The 24,746-nt window shown below is 58.5% G+C and carries 15 protein-coding genes; 11 read left to right on the top strand and 4 right to left on the bottom strand.

Annotated features, from left to right (window positions below; genetic code table 11):
- Positions 1 to 42 precede the first annotated feature (42 nt).
- The 9 genes from SH410x_RS12550 (at position 43) to SH410x_RS12510 (ending at position 14,549) form a co-directional block, all read left to right on the top strand.
- On the top strand, positions 43 to 1,341 hold the full coding sequence (locus SH410x_RS12550; RefSeq protein WP_473676832.1) for a hypothetical protein: 1,299 nt from the start codon (positions 43 to 45) through the stop codon (positions 1,339 to 1,341).
- Positions 1,342 to 1,609: 268 nt separating this feature from the next.
- Positions 1,610 to 3,151, top strand: a complete 1,542-nt coding sequence (locus SH410x_RS12545; protein ID WP_473676831.1) for a circularly permuted type 2 ATP-grasp protein — start codon at positions 1,610 to 1,612, stop codon at positions 3,149 to 3,151.
- A 133-nt stretch (positions 3,152 to 3,284) separates the two neighbouring features.
- Positions 3,285 to 4,232: an alpha-E domain-containing protein gene (locus SH410x_RS12540; RefSeq protein ID WP_473676830.1), complete on the top strand. Its 948-nt coding sequence runs from the start codon at positions 3,285 to 3,287 to the stop codon at positions 4,230 to 4,232.
- Between the two features lie 50 nt (positions 4,233 to 4,282).
- Positions 4,283 to 7,693, top strand: a complete 3,411-nt coding sequence (locus tag SH410x_RS12535) for a transglutaminase family protein (protein ID WP_473676829.1) — start codon at positions 4,283 to 4,285, stop codon at positions 7,691 to 7,693.
- A gap of 57 nt (positions 7,694 to 7,750) precedes the next feature.
- Positions 7,751 to 10,342, top strand: a complete 2,592-nt coding sequence (locus tag SH410x_RS12530) for a circularly permuted type 2 ATP-grasp protein (RefSeq protein WP_473676828.1) — start codon at positions 7,751 to 7,753, stop codon at positions 10,340 to 10,342.
- Entirely contained in the window at positions 10,339 to 11,229 is an 891-nt protein-coding gene (locus tag SH410x_RS12525; protein ID WP_473676827.1) for a transglutaminase family protein, read from the top strand. The genes SH410x_RS12530 and SH410x_RS12525 overlap by 4 nt, the downstream gene beginning before the upstream one ends.
- A gap of 32 nt (positions 11,230 to 11,261) precedes the next feature.
- A complete protein-coding gene (locus SH410x_RS12520) occupies positions 11,262 to 11,411 on the top strand; it encodes a hypothetical protein (protein ID WP_473676826.1) in 150 nt (49 codons plus the stop codon).
- Positions 11,412 to 11,614: 203 nt separating this feature from the next.
- A complete protein-coding gene (locus SH410x_RS12515; RefSeq protein WP_473676825.1) occupies positions 11,615 to 12,919 on the top strand; it encodes a BaiN/RdsA family NAD(P)/FAD-dependent oxidoreductase in 1,305 nt (434 codons plus the stop codon).
- Positions 12,920 to 13,058: 139 nt separating this feature from the next.
- Positions 13,059 to 14,549, top strand: coding sequence for an aldehyde dehydrogenase family protein (locus tag SH410x_RS12510; RefSeq protein WP_473676824.1), 1,491 nt, complete (start codon positions 13,059 to 13,061; stop codon positions 14,547 to 14,549).
- Positions 14,550 to 14,713: 164 nt separating this feature from the next.
- Here the strand turns inward: SH410x_RS12510 and SH410x_RS12505 are convergent, their stop codons facing one another.
- Complete coding sequence (locus tag SH410x_RS12505) at positions 14,714 to 16,084, bottom strand: Gfo/Idh/MocA family protein (RefSeq protein ID WP_473676823.1); 1,371 nt, start codon at positions 16,082 to 16,084, stop codon at positions 14,714 to 14,716.
- Positions 16,085 to 16,422: 338 nt separating this feature from the next.
- On the opposite strand from SH410x_RS12505, the gene SH410x_RS12500 reads away from it, so the two are divergent.
- Both SH410x_RS12500 and SH410x_RS12495 read left to right on the top strand, forming a co-directional pair.
- Positions 16,423 to 17,331, top strand: a complete 909-nt coding sequence (locus tag SH410x_RS12500; RefSeq protein ID WP_473676822.1) for a UDP-N-acetylmuramate dehydrogenase — start codon at positions 16,423 to 16,425, stop codon at positions 17,329 to 17,331.
- Positions 17,332 to 17,388: 57 nt separating this feature from the next.
- The gene (locus tag SH410x_RS12495; RefSeq protein WP_473676821.1) at positions 17,389 to 18,372 is read left to right on the top strand and encodes a cell division protein FtsQ/DivIB; all 984 of its coding nucleotides are present in this window, start codon (positions 17,389 to 17,391) and stop codon (positions 18,370 to 18,372) included.
- 238 nt (positions 18,373 to 18,610) lie between these two features.
- On the opposite strand, the gene SH410x_RS12490 is transcribed toward SH410x_RS12495, so the two are convergent.
- From SH410x_RS12490 to SH410x_RS12480, 3 genes are all read right to left on the bottom strand, one after another.
- A complete protein-coding gene (locus tag SH410x_RS12490; RefSeq protein WP_473676820.1) occupies positions 18,611 to 20,590 on the bottom strand; it encodes a sialate O-acetylesterase in 1,980 nt (659 codons plus the stop codon).
- A gap of 154 nt (positions 20,591 to 20,744) precedes the next feature.
- Entirely contained in the window at positions 20,745 to 22,211 is a 1,467-nt protein-coding gene (locus tag SH410x_RS12485; protein WP_473676819.1) for a DUF1501 domain-containing protein, read from the bottom strand.
- A 72-nt stretch (positions 22,212 to 22,283) separates the two neighbouring features.
- Complete coding sequence (locus tag SH410x_RS12480; protein WP_473676818.1) at positions 22,284 to 24,530, bottom strand: PSD1 and planctomycete cytochrome C domain-containing protein; 2,247 nt, start codon at positions 24,528 to 24,530, stop codon at positions 22,284 to 22,286.
- Positions 24,531 to 24,746 lie beyond the last annotated feature (216 nt).

Here is a 24,746-nt window from a genome sequence, read left to right as displayed (position 1 = left end):
CGGTTCCTGTCTCAAACCCAATTCGCGATTCAGAATTCCCAAATGACATCACATCGATTGTTCATCGTACCTGCCATCATCGTTTCGCTATGGATCTCGTTTGGCAACGCTGACGACACAGTTGTTGGCGAGACCTCAGCGGCGGCCTCGCCCGTTTTACTGGAGGCGAAAATGGAGCAGGCTTGGGAGGTTGTGTGGGAGCGTTTTTTTCAGTCCGAAGTGGATACGTTTGCTGACTACCTGAGCAGTTATGAACCGGGAAAGGAACTGGCACACCTGCCCACTGCGGAGGAGGTCCAGAGACAGTATCCCAACCCATGCGGATACAGCACGGGGATGGAGGACGGCATGATTTTGGGCGGCGCGATGCTCAGCATCATTACGGACAGGTACGCCGTCACGAAAGACGAACGCCTCGGTGAGCAGATCAAAAAGGTATTCAGCGGCGTGCGACGGTGCGCAACCGTTCACGGTGTGCCGGGATTTCTCGCCAGGAATGTTTGCCGTGAAGACGGCAAGAGCGTGTACATCAACTCGTCGCGAGACCAGTACACGCACGGAGTACACGGGCTCTGGAAGTACTACCGGAGCCCGCTCGCCGATGAAGCGACGCGGGGTGAGATCCGGACCATCTTGGCAGCCGTGGCAGACCGCATGATCGAGTTTGCGACGCCCGGCAACAACTACGATTTTTGTCGGGCTGATGGAAAACGCTGCCCGCTGGGAATTTGCCGCATGTGGAATGTTCAGGCCCACGAGGCCGCGCGTCTCCCGATGATCTACGCCGCCGCCTGGGACGTCACAAGAGACGAGAAGTACTATCAACTGTGGCGAACGTACGTCGCCGAAGCGGTGCAGCAATCCGCCACCCCGGACAAGAACACGCCCGCGTACGCAATTCTGCAGATGCAATGCTCGCTAGAGTTGCTCTCAGAGTTAGAGGAGGATGCCGCCCTCAAGGCACAGATGGACGAGGTCATGCAACACTTGGCCGAAATCGCCGAAACACGCTCGCAAAATGTTGCCCAGGCTCTCTCTCACAAGACTGCTGAAGAGATGAGAATGCTGGGTCCCGACTGGCGGACGGTGCGTGTTTTGAAGAGCGCGCCGGGCTACGACAACCCTCAATGGGGACCGTATCGCAAAGTGTGGCATCTCACACGCGAGGCTGGCGAGGCAGCGATGGTGCCACTAATGGTTGATCATCCCGCGATATCGGACGTGCAAAAAGAGCGACTGCGAGAATTGATCGCGGACACGGATTATCTGCACAACTCGAGTTGCGGGATCATCTATCACCTGGGCGCCTACTGGAAAGCCCGTTCGAACAACGCTCTCTAAGCTTGCTGGGACAACAACACGCCTCCGATCCACGATGATTCGCCCGTAGACGAGCGCTCAGCGGGAATTCGCGAGGTGGTCGCCATCCGGGGTGGCGTGCACCTAGCCACACATCTTGGCCTTGCGTGATTCGATTCCACCTTAGCGATCATTTTAAACGCGAGCCTGTTGTGGATTCTGCGTTACGGTACACTGGGGATCATCACATACCTACAAACTTCCACGTTCATCAGAGGCGGACTGATCGACGCGAGAGATGGATCCCTCTATGCAATCGCAGTCAGAATCCTCAACCAGCCAAACCCAGTCCCAGGGCGGCCAGTCACAGTCGCAGGGCGACGAATTGCCGCGTTTGAGTGGCTATCAAAGTGACGGGTTTTACGACGAAGTGGTCCGTGACGACGGTGTCGCCCGGCCTGATTCGGTCGCGTTAGTCGATCTGATCAATCGACTTCCCGTCGGTGAGTTGCAGCGTCGGCAACGAGCGATCGAACGGTCGTTGTACCAGATGGGCATCACGTTCACCGTCTACAGCGACAATGAGGGCACTGAAAAAATCATGCCCTTCGACATCGTGCCGCGGATTCTTTCGGCAGGCGTCTGGGCGGACATCGAGGCGGGGCTCAAGCAACGCATCCGTGCGTTGAACCAGTTCCTCGCTGATGTGTACAGCGAACGACGGATTATCAATGAGGGCGTCATTCCAGCGCGCATCATTGACTCCTGTCCGCACTATCTCCCCCAGTGCATGGGACTCAAACCGCCGGCGGGCGTATGGTGCCACATCACCGGTACGGATTTGGTGCGAGACAACGAGGGTGCCGTGTACGTGCTCGAAGACAATATGCGATGTCCTTCGGGTGTCTCCTACGTACTGCAAAACCGCGCGGTGATGAAGAAGAACTTCCCCCGTGCGTTTTCGGATTCCAGCGTTCGTCCGGTCAGCGATTATCCATCGCGTCTCTACCACACGCTGCGGCAAATGGGTCCGGGTGGGATGCTCAATCCGACGGTCGTCGTGTTAACACCCGGCGTCTACAACAGCGCTTACTATGAACACTCGTTCCTCGCCCACCAGATGGGCGTTGAGCTCGTCGAGGGACGCGACCTGTTGGTGGAGAACGATCGCGTCTACATGCGAACCACCGATGGTTTGCAGCCAGTGGATGTCATTTACCGGCGGGTTGACGATACTTTTCTCGACCCCGAGGTCTTTAACAAGGACTCCGTGTTGGGCGTTCCCGGGTTAATGCGAGCATACCGTGCGGGCAACCTGGCGTTGGCGAACGCACCGGGAACCGGCGTCGCCGATGACAAGGTGGTGTACGCGTTTGTGCCGGATATGATCCGGTTCTATCTCAACGAAGAACCAATCCTCAACAACGTCCCTACGTACTTGTGTGAGCGGATTGAGGATCGTGAGTATGTACTGGCTCACCTCGACGAATTGGTTGTCAAAGCGGCAGGTGAATCAGGCGGCTACGGAATTCTGATTGGCCCACACGCGACCCCTGAGCAACGCGCGGAGTTTGCGGAGAAAATTCGCGAGAACCCGCGCAACTATGTCGCTCAGCCGACACTGCAATTATCGCGTGTCCCTACGATGACGAGTGACAAGCTCGAAGGCCGGCATGTCGATTTGCGTCCGTATATTCTCTGCCGCAGCCCCGAGGACGTCTGGGTTTTGCCTGGTGGCTTGACACGAGTTGCGTTGAAAAAAGGATCACTCGTCGTCAATTCTTCTCAAGGCGGCGGCAGCAAAGACACTTGGGTCGTCGCAAGCCCCGGCCAAACTGTCGCTCAACCGTAGCGCGGCGGTTGATCAATTCTGTCTGCGATGGATCTTGCTGAAGATCCGTTGAGTAGGATTTTTTGACAAGATCCGACACGGAACACACACGAGTCGTTCCCTTCTTTTCACTTCTTATTACAAACCCAACGTCATGCTGTCCCGCGTCGCCGAATCGGTTTATTGGATGAGTCGCCAAATCGAGCGTGCTGAGAATATCGCTCGGTTCCTCGAAGTCACCTTGCACTTGGTCCTCGACCAACCTGAAAATCTCGTCGATCCTTGGGATCCCTTGGTTCGCGTGACCGGTGACGAGCAATGGTTCAAGGAAAAGTACGGCGCACCGAACCAGGAAAATGTGGTTCACTTCCTGGCTTTTGACGATGCTTATCCGCACTCGATGTTGACTTGCCTACGTGCTGCTCGTGAAAACGCACGCGGGGTTCGCGAGAAACTCTCCTCTGAAGCGTTCGAGCAAATCAACGAGTTTTATCTGTTTGTCAACGATGCGTCGCGGAACGAATCGCTCGACCGCAACAGTCAGTTCTTCGACGATATCCGGCAGCACGCCCTGCTGTGGAGCGGCGTGTTGGCGAGCACGATGGCCCAGGACACCACATGGCACTTTGCGAACGTGGGGCGGATGCTAGAAAGATCCGACAAGACCTCTCGAATTCTCGACGTCAAGTATTTCAATCTACTGCCGAGCGTGGATCACGTCGGCACGGCGATCGATGAGCTGCAGTGGTCAGCGTTGCTGCTGGCGATTAGCGGGTTCGAAGCCTACCGGCGGGACCACCACGACATCGACGTTGAGAACGTCGTCGATTTCTTTTTGTTCAACCGCACATTTCCGCGAAGCGTCCACCACTGCATCGCATCGGCGGGTTGGTCCCTCAGCGAGATCGACCAAAGTTCCCGCATGCGGCAGACCAGCCCAGCGAGCGAGATGTTGGATGCCCTTCAGCATCGCCTGGCCACGGCCGAGGTCAAGGATGTACTGGCCGGTGGCATGCATGAGTTTGTCGACGATTTACAACGCGAACTCAACGAAGTCGGCAACTCACTTGCTGAATACTATTTCCAGGCGTCTCACAAGTAGCCAGCTCACGCGAGCCGTGCCCACCTCCCTCCATTCTCCTTGGTTTTCTCATGACGATTCGCGTTGCGCTGCACCACAAGACCTCTTATCTCTACGACCGCCAGATCATGCTTGGGCCACAGTTGGTGCGTCTGCGTCCGGCCTATCATGGGCGGACTCCGATCCCGGCGTACAGTTTAACGATCTCGCCGGATGAGCATTTTGTCAATTGGCAGCAGGATCCGTTCGCAAACCCGATTGCGAGACTGATTTTCGAGAAGCCCACCGATCACTTCAGCGTCACCGTCGACTTGATCGCGGACATGACCGTGATCAATCCGTTTAACTTCTTTGTTGATGACGCCGCAGGCAAATTCCCGTTTGAGTACGACGCGGAGACACGCCAACAGTTAGCGAGTTATTTGGAACCGGGGGAGTTGACTCCGGAGCTGAAAAAATGGATAGAATCGTTGCCGCAGTCCAACGAACGGACCATCGATTTCATTGTCGATATCAATCGGATTGCCCAGCAAAAGATTGACTACAAAATTCGCCTCGAGCCGGGGATGCAATCTCCCGAACAGACGCTGACTCTGTGCAGCGGTTCGTGCCGCGATTCGGCCTGGATGCTCGTCGAGACATTTCGACAGATGGGGCTGGCCGCGAGATTCGTCTCGGGTTACCTGATCCAGCTTGCCACGGACCAGGAATCGCTGGACGGGCCGTCCGGTCCCACGGAAGACTTCTGCGATCTGCACGCGTGGACGGAAGTATTCCTTCCCGGTGCCGGCTGGGTCGGCCTTGACCCCACCAGCGGACTGCTGGCCGGGGAAGGGCACATCCCCTTGGCGTGCACGCCGACCTATTCCGGTGCCGCTCCGATCACCGGCGGTCACGAGCCCTGCGAGGTTTCGTTTGAACATGAGATGACTGTCACGAGGGTGCACGAAGACCCCCGTGTGACGAAGCCGTATACCGATACGACCTGGCAGGAGATTCTCGCGGCTGGTGATCAAATCGATGAACAGCTGGAGGCCGGCGATGTGCGACTGACCATGGGCGGTGAACCAACGTTCGTGTCCATTGATGACATGGACCATCCACAGTGGAACACCGATGCGGTGGGCGAGGACAAGCGCGTGCTCAGCAACGTGATTCTCAAGCGATTCCGCGATAAACTCACCGAGTCGGATCAAATCGGCAGTGGCAGTTTGTTGCATTACGGCCAGGGCAAATGGTATCCCGGCGAGCAGTTGCCGCGCTGGGCACTAACGTGTTTGTGGCGCCGCGACGGTGAACCGATCTGGCACGACGAGCAATGGCTCGCCGATGAAGGAAAAGATTACGGGCACACCCACGAGGATGCACAAAGTTTCATCCGTGTCTTGTCACGCGAACTCGGAATCAGCGCCAAGATGGCGTTCCCTGTCCATGAAGACATCTTCCATTACCTATGGAAAGAGGACCGGTTACCCGTCGACATCGACTCCGCCGACCCACGGCTGAAGGATCCCAACGAACGGGCGATGCTGATGCGAACCTTCGGCAACGGTCTCGGCACGCCGGTCGGGTACGTCCTGCCGCTGCGCCGAGCATGGTGGCAAGCCCTTCCAGGTTGGATGGGCGGGAAATGGCCGATTCGCAGTGGGAAGATCTATCTCATTCCCGGTGAATCTCCGATCGGCCTACGTTTGCCGTTAGACAAGCTGCCGACGGATTCGTACAGCGCGGCACCGTTTTACTCAACGCCGTTGGATCCAACGATGACCCACGGCCCCTTGCCCAGTTCGGCTCGCGGTACGGGTGACGACGTGAGAAACATTCGTGGGATGGATAGTTACGTCGCGGCTCGGCAAGGCGGCACCGGTGGCGCTGGCCCCGATGGTCGCGATGAAGCCTCAGCGGCGACCGTCAACGAACAAACACTCGACGACGTCGACGAAGACGACTTGCCCACCCACGATGACGTCGTCCACACGGCACTGTGCGTGGAAGCTCGGTACGGTCGACTGCACGTATTCATGCCGCCAGCTCAGCGTCTGGAGGATTATCTCGATTTGATTTCTGCGATCGAGCAGACGTGCGCCATGACGGAGACCCCGGTTGTTGTGGAGGGCTATTTGCCTCCGGCGGACGATCGGATCGACTACTTCAAGATCACCCCGGACCCCGGCGTGATCGAAGTCAACACGCAGCCATCGCCAACTTGGCGATCACTGGTGAACTTGACGCAGACGCTCTACGAAGAGGCGCGACTATCGCGATTGGGCACAGAAAAGTTCGACCTCGACGGCCATCACACCGGCACCGGCGGCGGCAATCACGTTGTCATGGGCGGTGCTAAACCGGCTGACAGCCCATTCCTAAGACGTCCCGATCTGCTGGGCAGTTTGATCCGGTGCTGGCACAATCACCCGTCGCTGTCGTATCTATTCAGTGGCAAATTCATTGGGCCGACCAGCCAGGCGCCGCGGATGGACGAGGCCCGCAGCGACTCCGTCTATGAGATGGAAATCGCCCTTGCACAACTACCACCGGTCGGTACCGACGTCCCGCCATGGCTGGTCGATCGACTGTTTCGCGACCTACTCGTCGATACCACCGGCAATACCCACCGAGCGGAAATCTGCATCGATAAGATGTATTCCCCCGACAGCTCGACCGGACGGCTCGGGCTGGTCGAACTGCGTGGATTCGAGATGCCGCCACACGCGCAGATGAGCTTGGCTCAGCAGTTATTGATCCGTGGGATCGTCGCCGCGTTTTGGGAGTCTCCGTGCACCGATCCCTTGGTCCCCTGGGGACCGATGTTGTATGACCGCTATCTCCTGCCGTACTTCGTATGGCAGGATTTGCAGAACTTGACTGATCAACTGCAACGCTCTGGATCCCCCGTGCGTGCGGATTGGTTTGCTCCCCACCATGAATTTCGTTTCCCAGTAATGGGCGAGCTCGTGGTTGATGGCGTGCGGATGGAACTGCGTAGCGCCATCGAGCCCTGGTACGTGATGGGTGAAGAGGCAGGGTCTGCAGGCACAGCTCGGTTTGTCGATTCGTCGCTCGAACGGATGCAAATTCTAGTCGAGGGCATGGATCCCCTGCGTTATGCGGTGACCTGTGCGGGCCACCGCGTGCCGCTGCATCAAACGGGTGTGACAGGGCAGGCGGTTGCGGGCGTCAAGTACCGAGCTTGGCAACCACCGCGTTGTTTGCACCCCACGATTGGGATTCAGACGCCGTTGCGGTTTGATCTGATCGACCTGAAGGCGAGACGGAGCGTTGGGGGCTGCACGTACCACGCCGTCCATCCTGGTGGTATCTGCAGCGATAACTTTCCGATCAACGCGAAGGAAGCTGAGTCTCGCCGGACGGCGAGATTTGATGCCTTCACACTGACCGGTGGCGAAATCCAGGTGCCTCCACTGCCGACCTTCCACGGATCCGAGCCCTACCCGCTTACAATGGATTTGCGTCGACTCTAGACTGTCCGATCACACATCGACACCCATCCCAAAGGCCTGCACACTTTGTCGACTTCCATGGCAACGCCCTTTTCTCTGGCTAGTTATGAAAAGGCGATCGGTCGGTTCGACGAGTGCCGTGGGGAGGGGCAACTCATCCGCCCGCAATGGGCGACGATAGAGAACATGTTCAATCAGATCGGCGCCAGCGGCTTGAATGACCGCTCGGTGCAGATCGAGCAGCTCGTTCGTGAGCACGGTTTGACGTTTCAGTTTGATGGCGATCAAAAACCATGGCAACTCGGGCCGGTTCCGGTTGCATTGGAAGATCAGGATTGGAAAAGTCTTTCCAGCGGTCTGGCGCAGCGTGTCCGGGTACTCGAAGCGGTGCTTGACGACTTACTTGGGCCGCAAATTCTCGTTCGCGATCGAATCATTCCCAGAGAGATCGTGTGGGGCAACCCGCACTTCTACCGTTCCTATCACCAACTGGGACGTGACCAGCAGTTAGCGAGCGAGAATGGTTCGTTACCGCCGGCGACCGCAGGTGCGAAACGATTGCACGTCACGGCTTTCGATATTGTGCGTGGGGACAACGGTCGATGGTGGGTGACGGGTGACCGCACGCGTGCCCCGAGTGGACTGGGACATTTGTTGGAAAACCGGATCGTGCTCAGCCGAGCGCTGCCGCATCTCCACCGCCGCGCCAACGTCCGCCGCCTGGCACCTTTCTTCGAATCTTTGCGATCGCATTTCCGCGCCCTGGCGCCCCATGCAAACGAGAACCCGCGCGTCGCGTTGTTAGCCCCCGGATCGGGTAGCTATCGTGAATTCGAAGATGCGTATCTGGCCCGCTATCTCGGCTATACCCTGGTCCAGGGACGCGATCTTGCGGTGCGCGGTGAGCGATTAAATTTGAAGACGCTCGGCGGTCTGCTGCCGATCGATGTCCTTTGGCGACACGTTTCCGATCAGAACTGCGATCCGCTCGAACTCGATCCTGCCGCGATCGAAGGGTGCACGGGTTTGCTGCAAACGATTCGCGACGGCAACATCGCGGTCGTCAATTCGATTGGAGCGACGATCGCAGAAATGCCCGCACTGTTGCCGTTCCTGCGCGCCGCGGCGCGTAAACTGCTTGGCGAAGAACTCACGCTGCCGAGTGTTGCGACCTACTGGTGCGGTGATGAGGGACCCTGCCGATTCGTCCTGAACAATTTAGACAAACTCATCATCCGCGGCGCGTTTTCGGTCAAAGAATTCGAGCCCTTGATTCCCGAACAGATGACGACTGAGGAAAAGGCCGATCTGGTTCGCAGGATTAAAGCTCAACCGCATCGCTTTGTCGGCCAGGAGCGATTATCACACAGCCTCACGCCGGTTTGGAGTGATGGGAAATTGCAGCCGTGGCATTTGACGCTGAGATCATTCCAGCTGCAGACGGCCGATGGCGTGGAAGTCTTGCCGGGGGGATTGGCACGAGTCAGCCCCCGACCGGAACTGCTCGGTGGATCGGCGGTCAGCGGCCAGATGACGCAGGATTGTTGGATCGTTACCAACGAACCGGTGGACCATGAGGCGACACTACTGCCGCTGGAATCGGAAACCATCCGGCTCCATCGCAGCGGCGCGGAGTTGCCCAGCCGCGTGGCCGAACATTTATTCTGGCTCGGACGCTACACCGAACGCTGCGAATCGATCGCGAGATTACTGCGGACGACCCTAACGCGACTCGCCGGTGAAGACGAACTCGATGAGTTGTCGGAAATGCCACGCTTGACCGCCGCACTCGCGGCGATGGGACAGTTGGAACCGGACTATGCCATCGAGGGGCTCAACGGAGCGATGCCGCGACTCGACGTGATGTTGCCTGACAGTGTCTTTGACGGCAGTACGTCGCGTGGATTGCAATCTGCGGCGGTTGGGGCACTCCGCAACGCATCGGCGGTACGAGATCGCATTTCGCTCGATGCCTACCGGATCCTGCGAGCGCTGCACAAAGAGGTGGTTGTGGAAAGTCGCCCGCGAGGCGGCAACGTCATCGCCGCGATCGAAAGACTGAATCACTGCATCACGTTACTGCTCGCCTTCAGTGGCCTGGCCGCGGAGAGCCTGACGCGGACGCATGGTTGGCGTTTTGTGCTGTTGGGGCGGAGGATCGAGCGGGCACATCAAACGGCCGAACTCCTGCTCGCGACGATGACGGTGCCGCTGGGAAACGAGAGCAGTTTATGCGAAGCGATTCTGGAAGCGACTGACAGTCTGATGACTTATCGCTCTCGCTATTTATCGCTCACGCGGCCTGCGCCGACGATCGACCTACTGGTCACCGATGAATCGAATCCGCGCTCGTTGCGTTTTCAGATGCAGGACATCGAACAGGTCCTCCTGGAGTTGCCCACCTCCGCTGCCCAGGTGGGACTCGGAGAGGATGAGCGGATCGCAGCTGATTTGATGCGTCGGCTACTGGTCGCCGATGTCACGAACCTCTCGCGTTGCGGACCGGACAGGAGTCGGGCCGCATTGGCGGAACTGCTCGACAACGTTTGCGTAGCGATTCCGAAACTCGCCAATGCGATTGAAGCCCGCTACCTCAACCACACTTCGGTTTCGCAGTCGTTGACCGGCGAGCCCGCCAAACCGCACTCGCCCTTTGGTCTTACACTATGACGCAGTCTGCGGATTACAAGATCGTTCACGAAACGGCTTATCGTTACAGCGAGCCGGTGGCGCTTTGTCAAAACCAACTTCGCATGCGGCCGAAAGCTCATTGCCACCTGATCTGCCATTCCTGCGATGTTGACATCGATCCGGAGCCGACATCCCGCCATCAGCACACGGATTACTTTGGCAATGTGGTGGATTCGTTTGCAATTGAGTCGTTACATCAGTCCTTGCGGGTGCGCGTCTCGAGTCGCGTGACCGTATCGATCCCCGATGCCGATAATCTCTTACGGGCACCGGCCTGGGCAGACCTTGCTGCGATGCTGCGACGTGGCGATTGCACAGCGGATTGGAACGCGAGTGAGTACATCTTTGCATCGCCCCGTATCGAACTGAACACGATGTTCGCCGACTACGCTCGTTCGATCATGCAACCCTACATCAGCATCATCGACGCGGTCGACGCATTGACGAAGCACATCCATCAAGATTTCCGGTACGACACGCAGGCCACCGACGTGCACACGTCGACCGAAGCGGCCTTCATTCAGAGAGCAGGTGTGTGCCAGGATTTTGCTCACGTGCAGATCGCTTGCCTACGGAGCCTAGGGCTGGCCGCCAGGTACGTCAGTGGCTACCTCCGAACGTACCCGCCGCCGGGCAAACCCCGCTTGGTCGGCTGCGACGAATCACACGCGTGGATTGGCGTCTACGCGGGCCCCGAGATCGGTTGGGTCGACTTCGACCCCACCAACGCGGTTCGCGCGGGCACCGATCATATTCCCATGTGCCTCGGTCGCGACTACGACGACATCAGTCCGATGCGTGGGATCGTGATGGGCGGCGGGAAACCGATACTCAAAGTCAGCGTCGATGTGCTGCCACTTGAGTAGCGAGGCTGCGATCGTCTCGGTGAGTGCGTAGAATGGAATTCCGGTTAGCAGCGACCGAAATCTGTTTTAGATATCTCGATTCGCTGTTCACCGTCACGAAGTATCGCGTGAAGAAAATCGGACGTCGGTACGCTCACCAGAACGCGGGCCCCCATCGTTTGGCGAGACGGGCGACGGGATAAATTCTCACTTGCTGTTCACGCGTTACTAAATTCGGAACCCTCGATTTCACCTCCCCCGACGTCAGTCGTTTTCTAGAATGAACGAATGAAAAAAAGCCCGTTTCCCGGCATGGCCCCGTTTCTCGAATTTCGTTGGCCGCAGATGCATGCTCGAGCCAGCGGGATTGACGAGCGTCTAAATTGTGCGCGCGGGTGTAGCTAACGTGTCGCAATCAGATCGACCTCGAATCGTTGTGATCGGAGCAGGTGCTGCTGGCATGATGGCGGCGGCCGTGGCGGCGCGCCGCGGAGTGGACGTCATCGTGTTGGAGAAATCGAGCAAGACCGGTGTCAAAATCTTGATGTCGGGCGGCACGCGTTGCAACCTCACGCATGACACCGATGCGAGGGGGATTACGAAGGCGTTTGGCCACGCCGCCCGTTGGTTGCAACCGAGTGTGGGGAAGTGGTCACCGAGTGACTCGATCGAGCACTTTCACCGACTCGGGGTAGCCACCAAGCGAGAATCAACCGGCAAGATTTTTCCGCTGAGTAACCGCGCCATCGACGTGCGCGATGCCCTTCATCGCGATATGATCGAAGCGGGCGCGATACTGGAACTGCAGTCCGCAGTGCAGTCGGTTCGACCTGCTAGCAAAGGTGGCTGGAGGGTGACGACGGCGTCGGCCAACGGCCAGCATGAACTCGCTGCTGATCGCGTGATCGTTACCGCGGGCGGGCAAAGTTGGCCGGGCTGCGGGACCACGGGCGATGCCTATGCGTGGTTGTCTGAACTGGGCCATACGATCGTTCGCACGCGGCCGGCGTTGGTTCCGTTGGTGGGCGGCACCGAGGCGACGCGCGCCTTGTCGGGATTGACTCTCGATGATGTCATTGCCGAAGTCCACGACGCTTCCAAAGCATCTTCGAAAAAACCGCTCGTTCGGCGTCGAGCCTCGTGGCTATTCACGCACTTTGGATTTTCAGGACCGGCCGCGATGGATGTCAGCGGGACGATCACGGCAGCACCGTCGTTTCGTGACACGCGCCTGCAACTCGATCTCGTCCCGGAACTCAGCGAGGCGAATCTGCGAGCACTCTTTGCCCAGCGGAGCGGACAAAACGGGAAACAGACGATCTCGAATCTGATCGCGCAGTGGCTGCCTTCGCGCCTAGCGAACGAACTGGCGCAGTCATGCGGTGCGAAGACGCCGAGTGGTGAGAAAACGCTCGCTGAATTTTCCGCCGCTTCGGTGAACCAACTGATCGATCACCTCAAGGGTTGGCGGCTACCGGTTCACGATACACGCGGGTTCGCCAAAGCCGAAGTGACGGCCGGCGGCGTGTCGCTGGCCGATGTCAATCCACGGACGATGCAGTCTCGACACTGCCCGGGATTATTCATTGCCGGCGAGGTCTTGGATGTGGACGGTTGGATTGGCGGTTACAATTTTCAAGCCGCGTTCAGTACCGGTCGTGCCGCCGGAATCGCCGCGACGGACATCGATGATGCGATGCAATCCAACTAGTTTCGCACCCTCGCGGGCATGTCCGTCGGGAAAGCACGTTTTGCCAACCGCACGGGATGCGGAATCTTCATCTTTGCCATCAAAAACGCTATACTGAACGTTGTCGTATTCGCTCCCCAAACCTCGTCAGAGTAAGTAAATGACTGTCGCCACCCCTACCAAACTGCTTCCTGAAGTTGAGGCGTTTCTGAGCCAGAGTCCATTCCCGAGTTTCGTGGGCGGCAAGGATTTCCCCGCGGCGTCCGGGAATACGATCGCGACGATCGATCCGGGGTCGGGTGAGAAGATCGCCGAGATTCACGACCTCAGCGGTACCGAAGTCGATCGGGCCGTTGAGATTGCCGAAGCCGCCTTTCCAGCTTGGGCGGGACTCTCTCAGGAGGATCGAGGCGAGATCCTAAGCAAGTTGGCAGATGCGGTTGAGCAACATAAACCGGTGATCGCTCAAATCGAGGCCCTCGACGCGGGCAAGATCGAGTCGCAAGCGGCCGGTGACGTGCAAAACTTTGTCGACACGCTGCGGTATTTCGTGAAGCTCGCGGGCCAAGTTGAATTGCGTGAAAAGATCGATTCCCCCGGCTACGATGCCTGGAAATATCGTCAGCCATGGGGTGCTTGTGCGTTCATTTTCCCATGGAACTTCCCCTTCCTGCTGATCGGCTGGGGAGTCACGCCCGCGCTCGCCGCTGGCAACACGGTTGTGATCAAGCCCGCCGAAGACACTTCGTTGTCGGCACTCTACCTGGCGCGGTTGGCCAAGGAAGTCGGCGTTCCCGACGGGGTGATCAACGTGGTCACCGGCAGTGGGGCTGGCGCTGGCGCGGCCCTGTCCAACAACACCCAAATCAAACGCATGTCGTTCACGGGTTCTCCAGAAGTCGGACGGATGGTGGGTGAAGCCTGTGGACGCAATCTCGTGCCGGTCAAACTCGAACTCGGTGGCAAGGGCGCAGCGGTCGTCTTTGATGACGTCGACGTTGCTGATACCGCGGAGAAACTAGTCGGTGCGATCACGTTCCACTCGGGGCAGGTTTGCTGTGACGCAACCCGCTGGTTCGTTCAGAGTGCGATCTATGACGAGTTCGTCAAAGAGTGCACCGCGAGAATGAACAAAATCCGCGTTGGTCACCCGCTCGATCCAACGAGCGACATGGGTCCGGTCGTGAACGCCAAACAATGCAGCCGCGTGCTCGGATATCTCGACAAGGGCCAAGCCGGCGGCGCCGAATGCCTCTGTGGCGGCAGCGAGGCCGAAGTCGAAGGCTACACAGGGCATTACATCAAGCCATCCCTGTTGGCGGGCACGCTCGACAATGTTGCTGCTCAGGAAGAAATTTTTGGCCCGGTAGCCTATCTCGCTAAGTTTGACAACGAAGAGCAGGCCATCGCGATGGCCAACGACACCGATTACGGGTTAGCCAACAGTGTCTGGACCCAGGACGACAAACGGGCCGCCCGTGTCGCTGAGGCCATGGTCGCCGGTAACAGTTGGATCAACGCCCACAATGTGTTCGCCCAAGGCGTGCCCTATGGCGGAGTCAACAAGAGCGGATTAGGCGGCGGCGTGCTTTCGCCTGAAACACTGATGGATTACTACCGCAGCACGTCGGTCGTCCGCCCCCTGGCATGAGGCGGTGACCGAGCATTTGAAATCGTGAACCATTTCGATTTCATTTCTGAGTAGCTTGGGACGATCGTCCCAAGCTCTCAGTTGGGCGACCGTTCACTGAACCAAGGCCTCGGATGGGACATGAGTCCCATCCGAAAGGCACTTGGCCGCTGAGTCCCTACGTTTTAAACGTTGATCTCATATCCCTTGCGGCTCTCTCGACTGAGGAAACCATTGGCCTGCTCGTCGCCGACAATCTGGCGGGTGTCGGGATTCCAATTCAGTTCGCGGCCCAAGCGGATTGAGATGTTTGCCAGGTGACAGATCTCGAGCATCCGGTTGTGGGACCACACGTCGGAGATCGGTTGCTCGCGAGATCTCATCGCATCGACGAAGTTCGCCGTGTGATTTGCGCTCACCGGGCCGCCATAGACTGCCTCGACCGCCCCTTCGGGTAGCGGATTGGTTTTCAGTTCCTCGACCGGTTTCCCTGTCAATTTGCCGCGGTTGACGAAGATGCGTCCCTTCGTACCCTCGAACAAAATGCCATTGTCGCCCTCGCTGGTGATGATCAACGGAATGTCGCCGGGCATGTTGGCGTGGATTTCAAACTTGGTCGGCGAGTTGTACTGATCGTCGACAGTCGCATAGCCGTCCTCATACTTCACCGGTAGCGAATAGCTCACCGGTGTGATCTTGTTCGGCCCGGTATCCCCCGCACCCAGCGCCCATGTCGCAATGTCAACATGGTGAGCCCCCCAATCGTTCATTTGGCCGCCTGAGTATTCATACCAGTTCCGCCAGGCGTAGTGACAATTGGTATACAGCGGCACCCCTCCGCCGTAACCGACTCGCATCTCCGGCAAGGCACGGTAGGCGACCTTGGGAGCAGGGCCGAGCCACATGTCCCAATCGAGGCCTTCGGGGACAGCGACCGCCGGGATCACGGGCGAGCCCGATGCACCGTTGATTCCACAAGTCACCCGGCGGATGTCGCCGATCCGGCCATCTCGGATGATCGCGATCGCTTGGAGGAACCGCTGCCCCGATTCGGTCCGCTGCATCGTGCCAACCTGGAAGACGCGTCCGGTTTGCTTGACAATCTTCTCGATCAGTTTGCCTTCGTCGATGGTCAACGTCAGAGGTTTCTCGCAATAGACGTCTTTGCCGGCCAGCATCGCTTCGACGGAAATCTTTGTGTGCCAATGATCCGGCGCTCCGATCATGACAGCATCGATGTCGTCGCGATCGAGTACCTCACGGTAATCCTTGTATCCGTCAGGTTTCTTGCCCGTTTTCTTCTCAAGCTTCTCGACATTTTCACCCAACACGTTCGCGTCGACGTCCGCGAATGCAGCGAAATCCGCGAAGGGGGTCGATTTGCTGGTGATCGCCCAGCCCTGGTTCCGCAACCCGATCGTGGCGAAGACCGGTCGGTCGTTGGGTGAATCAGCGGCAGAGGCGGCCCCACTCCAGGAGGGCAGCATGGCCGCGCCTCCAATGCCGGTGGCGGCTTGCAGAAAACGGCGACGGTCCAAAGGGCGAGGGGTTGGCATGGTGGGGATCCAAATGAGGAGAAAGATTAAAGACTAAAATATACACGCTATGAGCAACCGAGTGTATCTAGGAGATCTGGTATCGTCTCTCGGAGAAGGCACGCCGACCAGGCGAGTTGATTGCATCGAAGCTCGACCGACCGGGGGGCTGTGGCGTTCGACGAGCGACTCAACGTGCACGGGTTCCTGTAAATCAAAGACAAAAAATAGGCGAATCGCGAGGCTCGATTGCAGATTCTGCTACAGGCTGTCAAACTAGACGGGCCGAGAGGCTTGTTTCACGACAGGAGCCGGTGGTTGCCTGTCTGCCCCCCTTTCCCCCATGAGTTTGCTGTCACGTGTCTGCCTCATCCACTCTCACGCTTACCGACGTCTTTCCCACGGAATTGCAGCATCTCGTAGGCGAGAATCAGCCGCTCAACGAGCACCTGTGGTTGGGAATTGGCGGTCCCGCTCGCTTTTTGGCCGAACCGGTCGAAGTCGCTCAGATTGCTCAGCTGATCCAAGCCGCCCGTCAACACGACCTGGCCGTGCGGATACTCGGCCACGGCAGTAACGTGCTGGTCCGCGAGGCGGGCTTTGACGGTTTGGTGATTTCGCTCGGCGGACCGGCCACATCGGGGCTGGAAATTGCCGGTAATTGCCTCCGGGCGGGCGCAGGCGCCAAACTGACCCACGCGGCGATCAAGACCGTCGGTGAGGGACTCGGCGGACTCGAGCATTTGGTCGGCATTCCCGGCAGCGTGGGCGGTGCGGTGGTAGGCAACGCGTCTGCCGAAGGACGGGACATCGGCTCGGTCGTGCGTTCGATCGACGTGCTCGACGAGACCGGGGCGGCAAAAACCTTGTCTTCCGAGGAAGCTGGCTTTTCTCACCGCAAGTCGACCCTCGATGGGCTCGTCGTGCTCACGGTGGAGTTCGAACTTGAACCCAAAGAAGTGTCGGCGCTCACCAAGCGAATGCAGAAACTTTGGATTCATCGAGGCCAACGACGCCCCTCCGATACCGCTCGCATTGTGATGCCGTTCATCGATCCCGACTCCATGTCGACACGTGATCTGATTGTCAACACGGGCCTGTCGGGGCTCCGCGAGGGGGACGTTTCGCTGGATCTATCAGCTCCGCAGTACCTCGTCGCCCACGAAAATGCGACCAGCGACCAGTGCCTGCGTTTGATTGACCGCGTGCGAGAGCAGGTGCTCTTGCAAACCGGGATCGACTTGCGGTTGAACCTGCAGATTTGGTAATCGAGAGTCTGACGTCCAATCCGAGTCGCTTTTCCTGCAAGGATGTAGAGCCGCGACGTGAGCGAATCGACACCACCCAAACGCACCTCGACAAAACGCCGTCAAGGTTCTGAGGCGGAAGCCACACCGTCCAAGATCCGCTGGATCGCGACGTTGGTTGCTGCGCCCGCTGTGCTGTCGATATTGTGGCCAGCCATTCTGTTGATCGCTGGATACGCTGCCTGGCAGCAATGGGGCAGCGAATACGTTGCGCATAAATACTATGGCGTCCAGGCCAGTGCGATCAACGTCACTGCACCGCCGAAGTATGTCCGCTCGGACATTATTAAGACCGTCTATCGCGATGCGGCGATGGACCAACTCTCACTGCTCGATGAACAAGCCTGCGCGAAGGTAGCCTCCGCGTTTGCCTCCAACGCATGGGTCCGCCGCGTTGTCGGCGTGCGTAAAATGGCCGGCGGACGGCTCAACGTGCGGCTGGAGTACCGTCAACCGGTGGCGATGGTGCACGTGATCAGCCGTCACCCCGAACATGACGGAGCCGGTTTCTTTGCCATCGACGGCGAAGGCGTGTTGCTACCGCCGGGCGATTTCTCACGCTCCGAAACCGTGAACTATCTTCATATCATCGTCCCCGGTGCGTACCCAACCGGTGGCGTGGGAGGGGAATTCGGAGACTCACGGGTCCAGGCAGCAGCGCTGCTCGCGTTCCTACTGACCCCCCATCGTGAAAAACTCGAGATTACCAGCATCGGCGTGCACGGCGATCTACGCCAAAATCCAGTCGTTCAATTGGAAATTGCTGGCGCCAACAATCGACGCTGGTTTTGGGGCAGCCCGCCTGGCTCGGAAGCCCAAGGCGAACCTACCGCGAAAATGAAATTGCAAAGTCTGCTCGATGGCGCACCGTCGGGCAGCGACCTGCGACAAGTTCATTATGCACCGGCACCGATCGTACAAAGCCCGAGCGTGGTCGATGCCCCTCGCGTCAGCACCGCGACAGACGGACGACTCACGCGGCCGATAAGCGACCGCGAATGAACCGCCCGAGTAGCTGCGTTCGCCACAACGTGGGCCTCACCGTCTGGCGACGGTAGCGACTTTTGATTCGACGCGTTTTATTGTCTTGCGGGCCGCGAAAGGTGTTGCTTCGCTCACCGAGTCGAACGCGAATCGGTCTCGCTGCAAACGAGCATCGCGTAACGAGCATCGCCAGACAGTGACATCCTCCGTTCTGGCGATCGCAGCGACACAACTTTCATGGCACGAAAGCCGCCGACTACTCTCCGCTCGATTCTTCATTGGCAGGATCCGCGGTTTCTTGCCGGCTTTCGCTCTGGCTGCTGAGTAACTGAGTGTCGATCTGCGACAGTGGCAATCGACGGATGACCGAAGTCGCCAGTTCTTGGCCCTGTCCTCGACGGCCGGCAACGTGCGCGAGCAGTAACGAGTCGTCCACCCAGTCGATTGCTGTGTAGCAATACCAACCGCCGGGATCGGCAGCGATGGGGATCGAGCGTGACCAGGTCCGACCCTCGTCACGCGAGACCGCCAATGACAAGGGCGTCCGAGCAGACGACGGAGCATCGAGATACTCGTGATCGTTCCAGACCGCCAGCAATTCGCCGGTTGCGGGGACACGTTCGATTGAGGCGGGCGAAACGGGCGACGACAGACCGAGCGGCTCCAGAGGAGTCCACGTACAGCCTTGATCGATTGACGAACTCTGATACTGCGTCTGCTGATCGGTTCGAACCCACATCAGTAAACTTCCATCGATTCGTTCAACCACCCCCGGCTCCTGCGTCGTGATCCGCTCGCCGTCCGCATTATATCCCATCAACAGGGACTCTGAGCGCTGCCAATGCTGCCCGCTATCGTCCGAGTAATAACACCCCACTTTTCCCTGCCAGTCTGGATTGGACTGATCGGGAGTCGCGTGCAATGCGATCGGTGCAATCAATCGGCCACTGGCCATCTGGATGACTCGGTCATTATTCAGGACGTAGTACCCCTGTTCTTCGTCCGGGATGATTTCAGTCGGTTCGCTCCATGTTTCGGCCTCGTCCGTTGAAAACCGAACCACGGGCCGACAATCGGTCAAGGAGTTCTTTTTTAGATAGAACAGTGCGATACGCTGATCGGCCAATCGCAGCAAGGACACTGACATGACGTTCATGTCGCCTTCCTTATCAATGACGGTCACGTCTTCGTCACTCCAAGTCGTGCCACCGTCATCGCTAATCCGACTCACCAAAGTTGCCGAAGCATGATCGCTGGTTCCCGATTCGAACCGCGTATAGACGTACAGCACACGGCCATCGGCCAGCCGCACAAAATCGCCCTCGCTGTTCCGTGGATTCCCTTCGCCGGGCGCCAGTGTCTTCACAGGCACACATGACTCGAGCCACTGCATCGCCGCTGCGTATCGAGCGCCAAATTGACGCAGCGAAGCGGAGTCAAAATGCGTCAAGTCACCTTTGTCGGTCAAACCGTCTGATGAAACGAACGCGGTTTGATCGACGTGCTCGATCGTACGACGTTGTGCCGCATCGACGGCTCGCCGCCCATCATTCCAAGGACGATCAGTGAATTGGCCCAATTGTCCGATCAAGAACGGCAGCTGTGGCGCCTCGAAGGTCTCTCGAACGCGTTGAATCAAATCGGTCAACCGAGCTTCATACTGTGCTGAGGCGGACTCGCTCGAATCCGACTCGCCCTGGTGCCATAGCACTCCCTTCAGGACGCCTTGCCCAGCAACGTGCTCCACACGCGCCTGCATATCGTCCCATGGATGTGATTTAGTTTGTGAGTGGAACCCACCGGGCTGCCACGTGTCGATGGCCGAGCCCCCGACGGCACAAGGAATCAGCCCGACCGTGACGTCGGGATGCTGTTCAGCGTACGCGAGTGCAAACGACCGTCCGACGCCCACCCCCACCATACCCGGCTTATCGAAGTGCAATGGATCCACGGCGGGTTGCCACGCGCGATCCTCACCCAACGACAGAATACGAGGATGAGGTTCCCGATCAGCATCAGAAACCGTCCCACGCCCGGCCATGTTGGATTGGCCCGCCAAGATGAAAAGATGAAACTTCTCGGCGTCCGTGGGAACAAGTGCAGTGGCCTCAGGGCCCCCCGTGTCGGCGTCGGTACCTGCATCGTTCGCGCGAACGAGCGAGGGGTGCAGTAGGCTGCCAGCGAGTATCAAGCTCGCCACAATCAGGATACGCGGCCGGAAAGAAATTCGAAGCATGAGGAGGCTCGAAACAGAGGGGCGGGAAGGAGAGGTAGGGCCCGCAGTATACCCACTGAACGGCGAGAGAATGGCTGATCAGAAAAATCCGCCCCGCCGACCGGTCAGCAACCTTCGGCTCGCTCCTCGACGGCCACCTTCCGCACCTTCGAGTTCAAGCGAGAATTTCGTGAATGACATCGCCCTCGACGTTGGTCAAGCGCCGTTCGATACCGTTGTGCACGAAGTTCAGGCGTTCGTGGTCAAACCCGAGTAGATGCAAGATCGTCGCGTTGAAGTCATAGAGCGGACGGATATCTTGGACGGCTTTTTGACCGAGTTCGTCTGTCATGCCGTGACTGACACCCGGCTTGACCCCCGCGCCCGTCATCCAGCACGTGAAGCCGTCGGGATTGTGATCGCGTCCTCGGGAACCTTTTTGGAAGAACGGCATGCGACCGAATTCGGTGCACCAAACAATGAGAGTGTCATCGAGCAACCCTCTGGCTTTCATATCCTTGATCAATGCGGCCGTTGGCTGGTCCAGAATCGCAGCGTGCTTGTCGTACTGCTCTTTAAGTTTGTTGTGTCCGTCCCAATTCAGTTCTCCACCGCTGGCATAGGCGCCGTTGAAGAGCTGGACAAAGCGAACACCACTCTCGATCAGACGCCGCGCGAGAATACAGTTGCGTGCATAGCCAGCGCGAACGGGATTGGACTCATCGTCTGCTCCATAGCTCTTCATCACGTGAGCGGGCTCGGAACTCAGATCTGAAAGTTGGGGCATACTCAGCTGCATTCTGGCAGCGAGTTCATAGCTGGCGATGCGAGCGGAAAGTTTGCTGTCACCCGGATGCATTTCTTGATGGCGCTGATTCATTCGCTGCAGAAGCGACCGTGCCGCCCGATCCGCACCTGCCGTTACGCCGGGGGCACTCAGGTTCCGGAGCGGTTCCTTGGAACTCATTGGTGTTCCCTGAAACGCTGCCGGTAGGAACCCAGCACCCCAGTTATTCGATCCGTTCTGAGGGACTCCACGCGGATCGGGAATCGCTACGTATGCCGGCAGATCTTGACTCTCACTGCCCAACCCGTAGCTGATCCAAGACCCCAGGCTCGGGAACCCATCGAGTGGCGTTCCTGTCGACAAAAAGTTCTCCGCCGGCCCGTGTGTGTTGCTCTTGCTGGTCAGAGAATGGACAAACGCAAAATCATCCGTCAGTTCAGCGAGGTGCGGGATCATATCACTGACCCACTTGCCCGTCTCACCACGCTGACGAAACTCGTACTGTGGACGGGCCAGATCTCCAGCAGGGCCCTGGAAGGTGACCGCCGGGCCTCCCTTGAGTGCCTTCCCATCCATCCGAATCAGCTCGGGTTTGTAGTCCCATGTCTCCAGTTGACTGACCGCACCCGCACAGAAAATCACCAGCACATTCTTGGCCTTCGCAGGAAAATGCGGCGATCGGGCAGCAAATGGGCGGGCGGGATCAATGACCGGCTGTTCAGCGAGCAGGCGGTCACCGGCCAACAGATCCAACAGGGCGATGGACCCCAATGCCGATGCGGCGTCAGATAGAAAACCTCGCCGGCTCGGTGGGGATCTGGTGGATTCTGAATCCCGGTGCGGATGGTGAGTCATTGATGGGTTCATGGTTGAGGCGATGAAATGGGTGGTCGGTTCCAATAACGTGGTCACTGCGAACGGACCACGTCACGGCAAGAACAAAAACTCGTTGCAGTTAAACAACGCCCGGCAAAATGGTTTGAGGCCATGGTCGCCAACGACCGAGAGCGCGTCGGCAAGCTCGTCCGGTTCGGGCGCTCGATTGAGACCACGGCTGTATGCTTCGCGAATTTGTTCAGCGGGGTCGTCGGCGGCTTGTGCTTGCAGTTGCGCCGCGAACGCGTCCGCTTGTTCGATCGTGAACCGACTGTTGAACAGATTCAGTGCCTGGATAGGCGTCGTCGATTCGATACGTCGGGCCGTACTCTGGCCTCCGTCGGGGCAATCGAATGCGCCAAAGACCGCATCCCGCTCGCGCCTAACTTTATGAGCGTAGATCAACCGGCGAAGCCCGTCTCCGGTGAACGATTCAATAGGCGTGAAGCCCGACAGGCCGCCACGCTGCTTGAACAAGAGGTAGCCGCGTCCGCCCATCTCTAAATTCAATTGGCCGTTCACAGCGAGAATACTGTCTCGAATCGCCTCCGCTTCGAGCCGGCGGGACGGATAGCGCCATAGCAATCGCACGTCAGCATCCTCGGCCGCAGCATCCGGACGACTGGCAGCGCTTTGCCGGTACGTCGCCGACAAGACGATCAGGCGGTGCATGTGCTTGATCGACCAGCCAGAATCGGTGAGCTGGATCGCTAACCAATCCAATAGTTCCGGGTGCGTTGGTTTCGCGCCATTGCGTCCAAAGTCGTTCGCTGTTTCGACCAGCCCAACGCCAAAATGCCACTGCCACAACCGGTTTGCCATCACTCGAGACGTCATCGGATTATCCGCGGCAACGATCCAGTCGGCGAGTGCGCGTCGCCGGTCCTGCTCAGCAGTCTCCACGGGGAGCGTCAAGTCGCCGATCGCGCTGAGTACCGCGGGAGCCACCTGTTCGGTGGGCTGTTCCGGGTCGCCACGGCTGAGTAGATGGATGTCATCGGGTTTACGAAACGTTCCCGCAAACACTAGCTTCGCTGGCTCATCGGCTTTGGGTTCCTCGGCTTTGCCCTGCTTTTCAACGGGCGTCTCGGCAACGGCTTCCTCCGCGGCCAGTCCCTCGGTGATAGGTTCCTCGGCGATAGGTTCCTCGGCGGTAGGCTCCGTCTCGGGTACTTTGATCTCGCGATCGGCATACTCAACGCCTGCGACAAAGGACTGCATGGAGTAATAGTCCTTTGCACTGATGGGATCGAATTTGTGGTCATGGCAGCGGGCGCAGCCCACACTCAGGCCCAGAAACGTCTGCCCGATGTTGTTGACGATCTCATCGAGCGCGTCCTGGCGGGCCAAGCGAATCGACGGCGCATCTTTTCCGATCTGACCGGGCAAGAGCACGGACGCCGTCACCAAAAATCCGGTGGCTGCATCCTGGCCCATCGCATCGCCGACAATCTGCTCCTTGACAAACTGATCGTATGGCGTGTCGAGATTGAACGCCTCGATCACGTAGTCGCGGTAGGGCCATGCATGAGGACGATCCGTGTTGACTTCGAAACCATGCGTATCGGCATATCGGACAACGTCGAGCCAGTGCTGAGCCCAGCGTTCACCATAGCGTGGTGAGGCAAGTAGACGATCAACCACCGCAACATAGGCCGACTCACCCTCGCACTGGCGTTTTACAAATTCATCCACTTCCTTCGTCGTGGGTGGCAGGCCCGTCAAGTCCAGTGTTACGCGGCGCAACCACGTCACCGCAGCGGCAGGCTGCGACGGCATCAACTCGCGTTCTTCGAGTTTTGCGACGATGAATCGATCGAGATCCGAACGCGCCCAATCATCGGCTTCGACGACAGGAACCTCCGGGGGCACGATCGGCTTAAACGACCAGTGATCCATCCGATCTTCCAATTCCGCCAGATCGACGCCGTCGGGCCAAATCGCCCCCTGATCAATCCAATCGGACAGCGTGCTGATCTCTGATGCAGTGAGCGGCTCACCTTCGGGAGGCATCCGCGAGTATTCGTCGTCGCTGCTAACCAACTCCACCAGCGGACTGTCGGCGGACTCTCCTGAGATGATGCTGGCACCCCACCCATCGCCTCCCTTGAATGCTTCGGACTTGATATCTAACCGCAGGCCGCTCTTCTGTTTGGTGTCCCCATGACAGGCATAGCAATGCGTTTGCAGGATCGGTTGCACGTCCCGCACAAAGTCGACATCCGCTGCGTTTGAGAGCTGAAATCCACCTGCAGCGGTGGTGATCAAGAACGCGATCGAGACGGTGGTTCGGTACATGAACGGTTCGTAAGATATTTGCGGCAGGAAGGACGGCCCCGCATTCTAGTCGATCCAGCAGCCCCGTTGTTCGATGGACGTGGAGCTTGGAACAGGTCCTGCAGTCATGAGCCGATGCGCGCCAGGGGCCGAGATCGGGTGGCTTCCCGGTGCTCGGCCGGCGTGTCGATTTGGTCGACTTTCCAACAGCGACAGTGGCGCGAATGCCGGCGAGGC

Source organism: Rhodopirellula sp. SH410 (genome assembly GCF_055811895.1).
The sequence above is the reverse complement of the archived record's forward strand: the minus strand, read 5'-3'. Positions and strand labels throughout refer to the sequence as shown.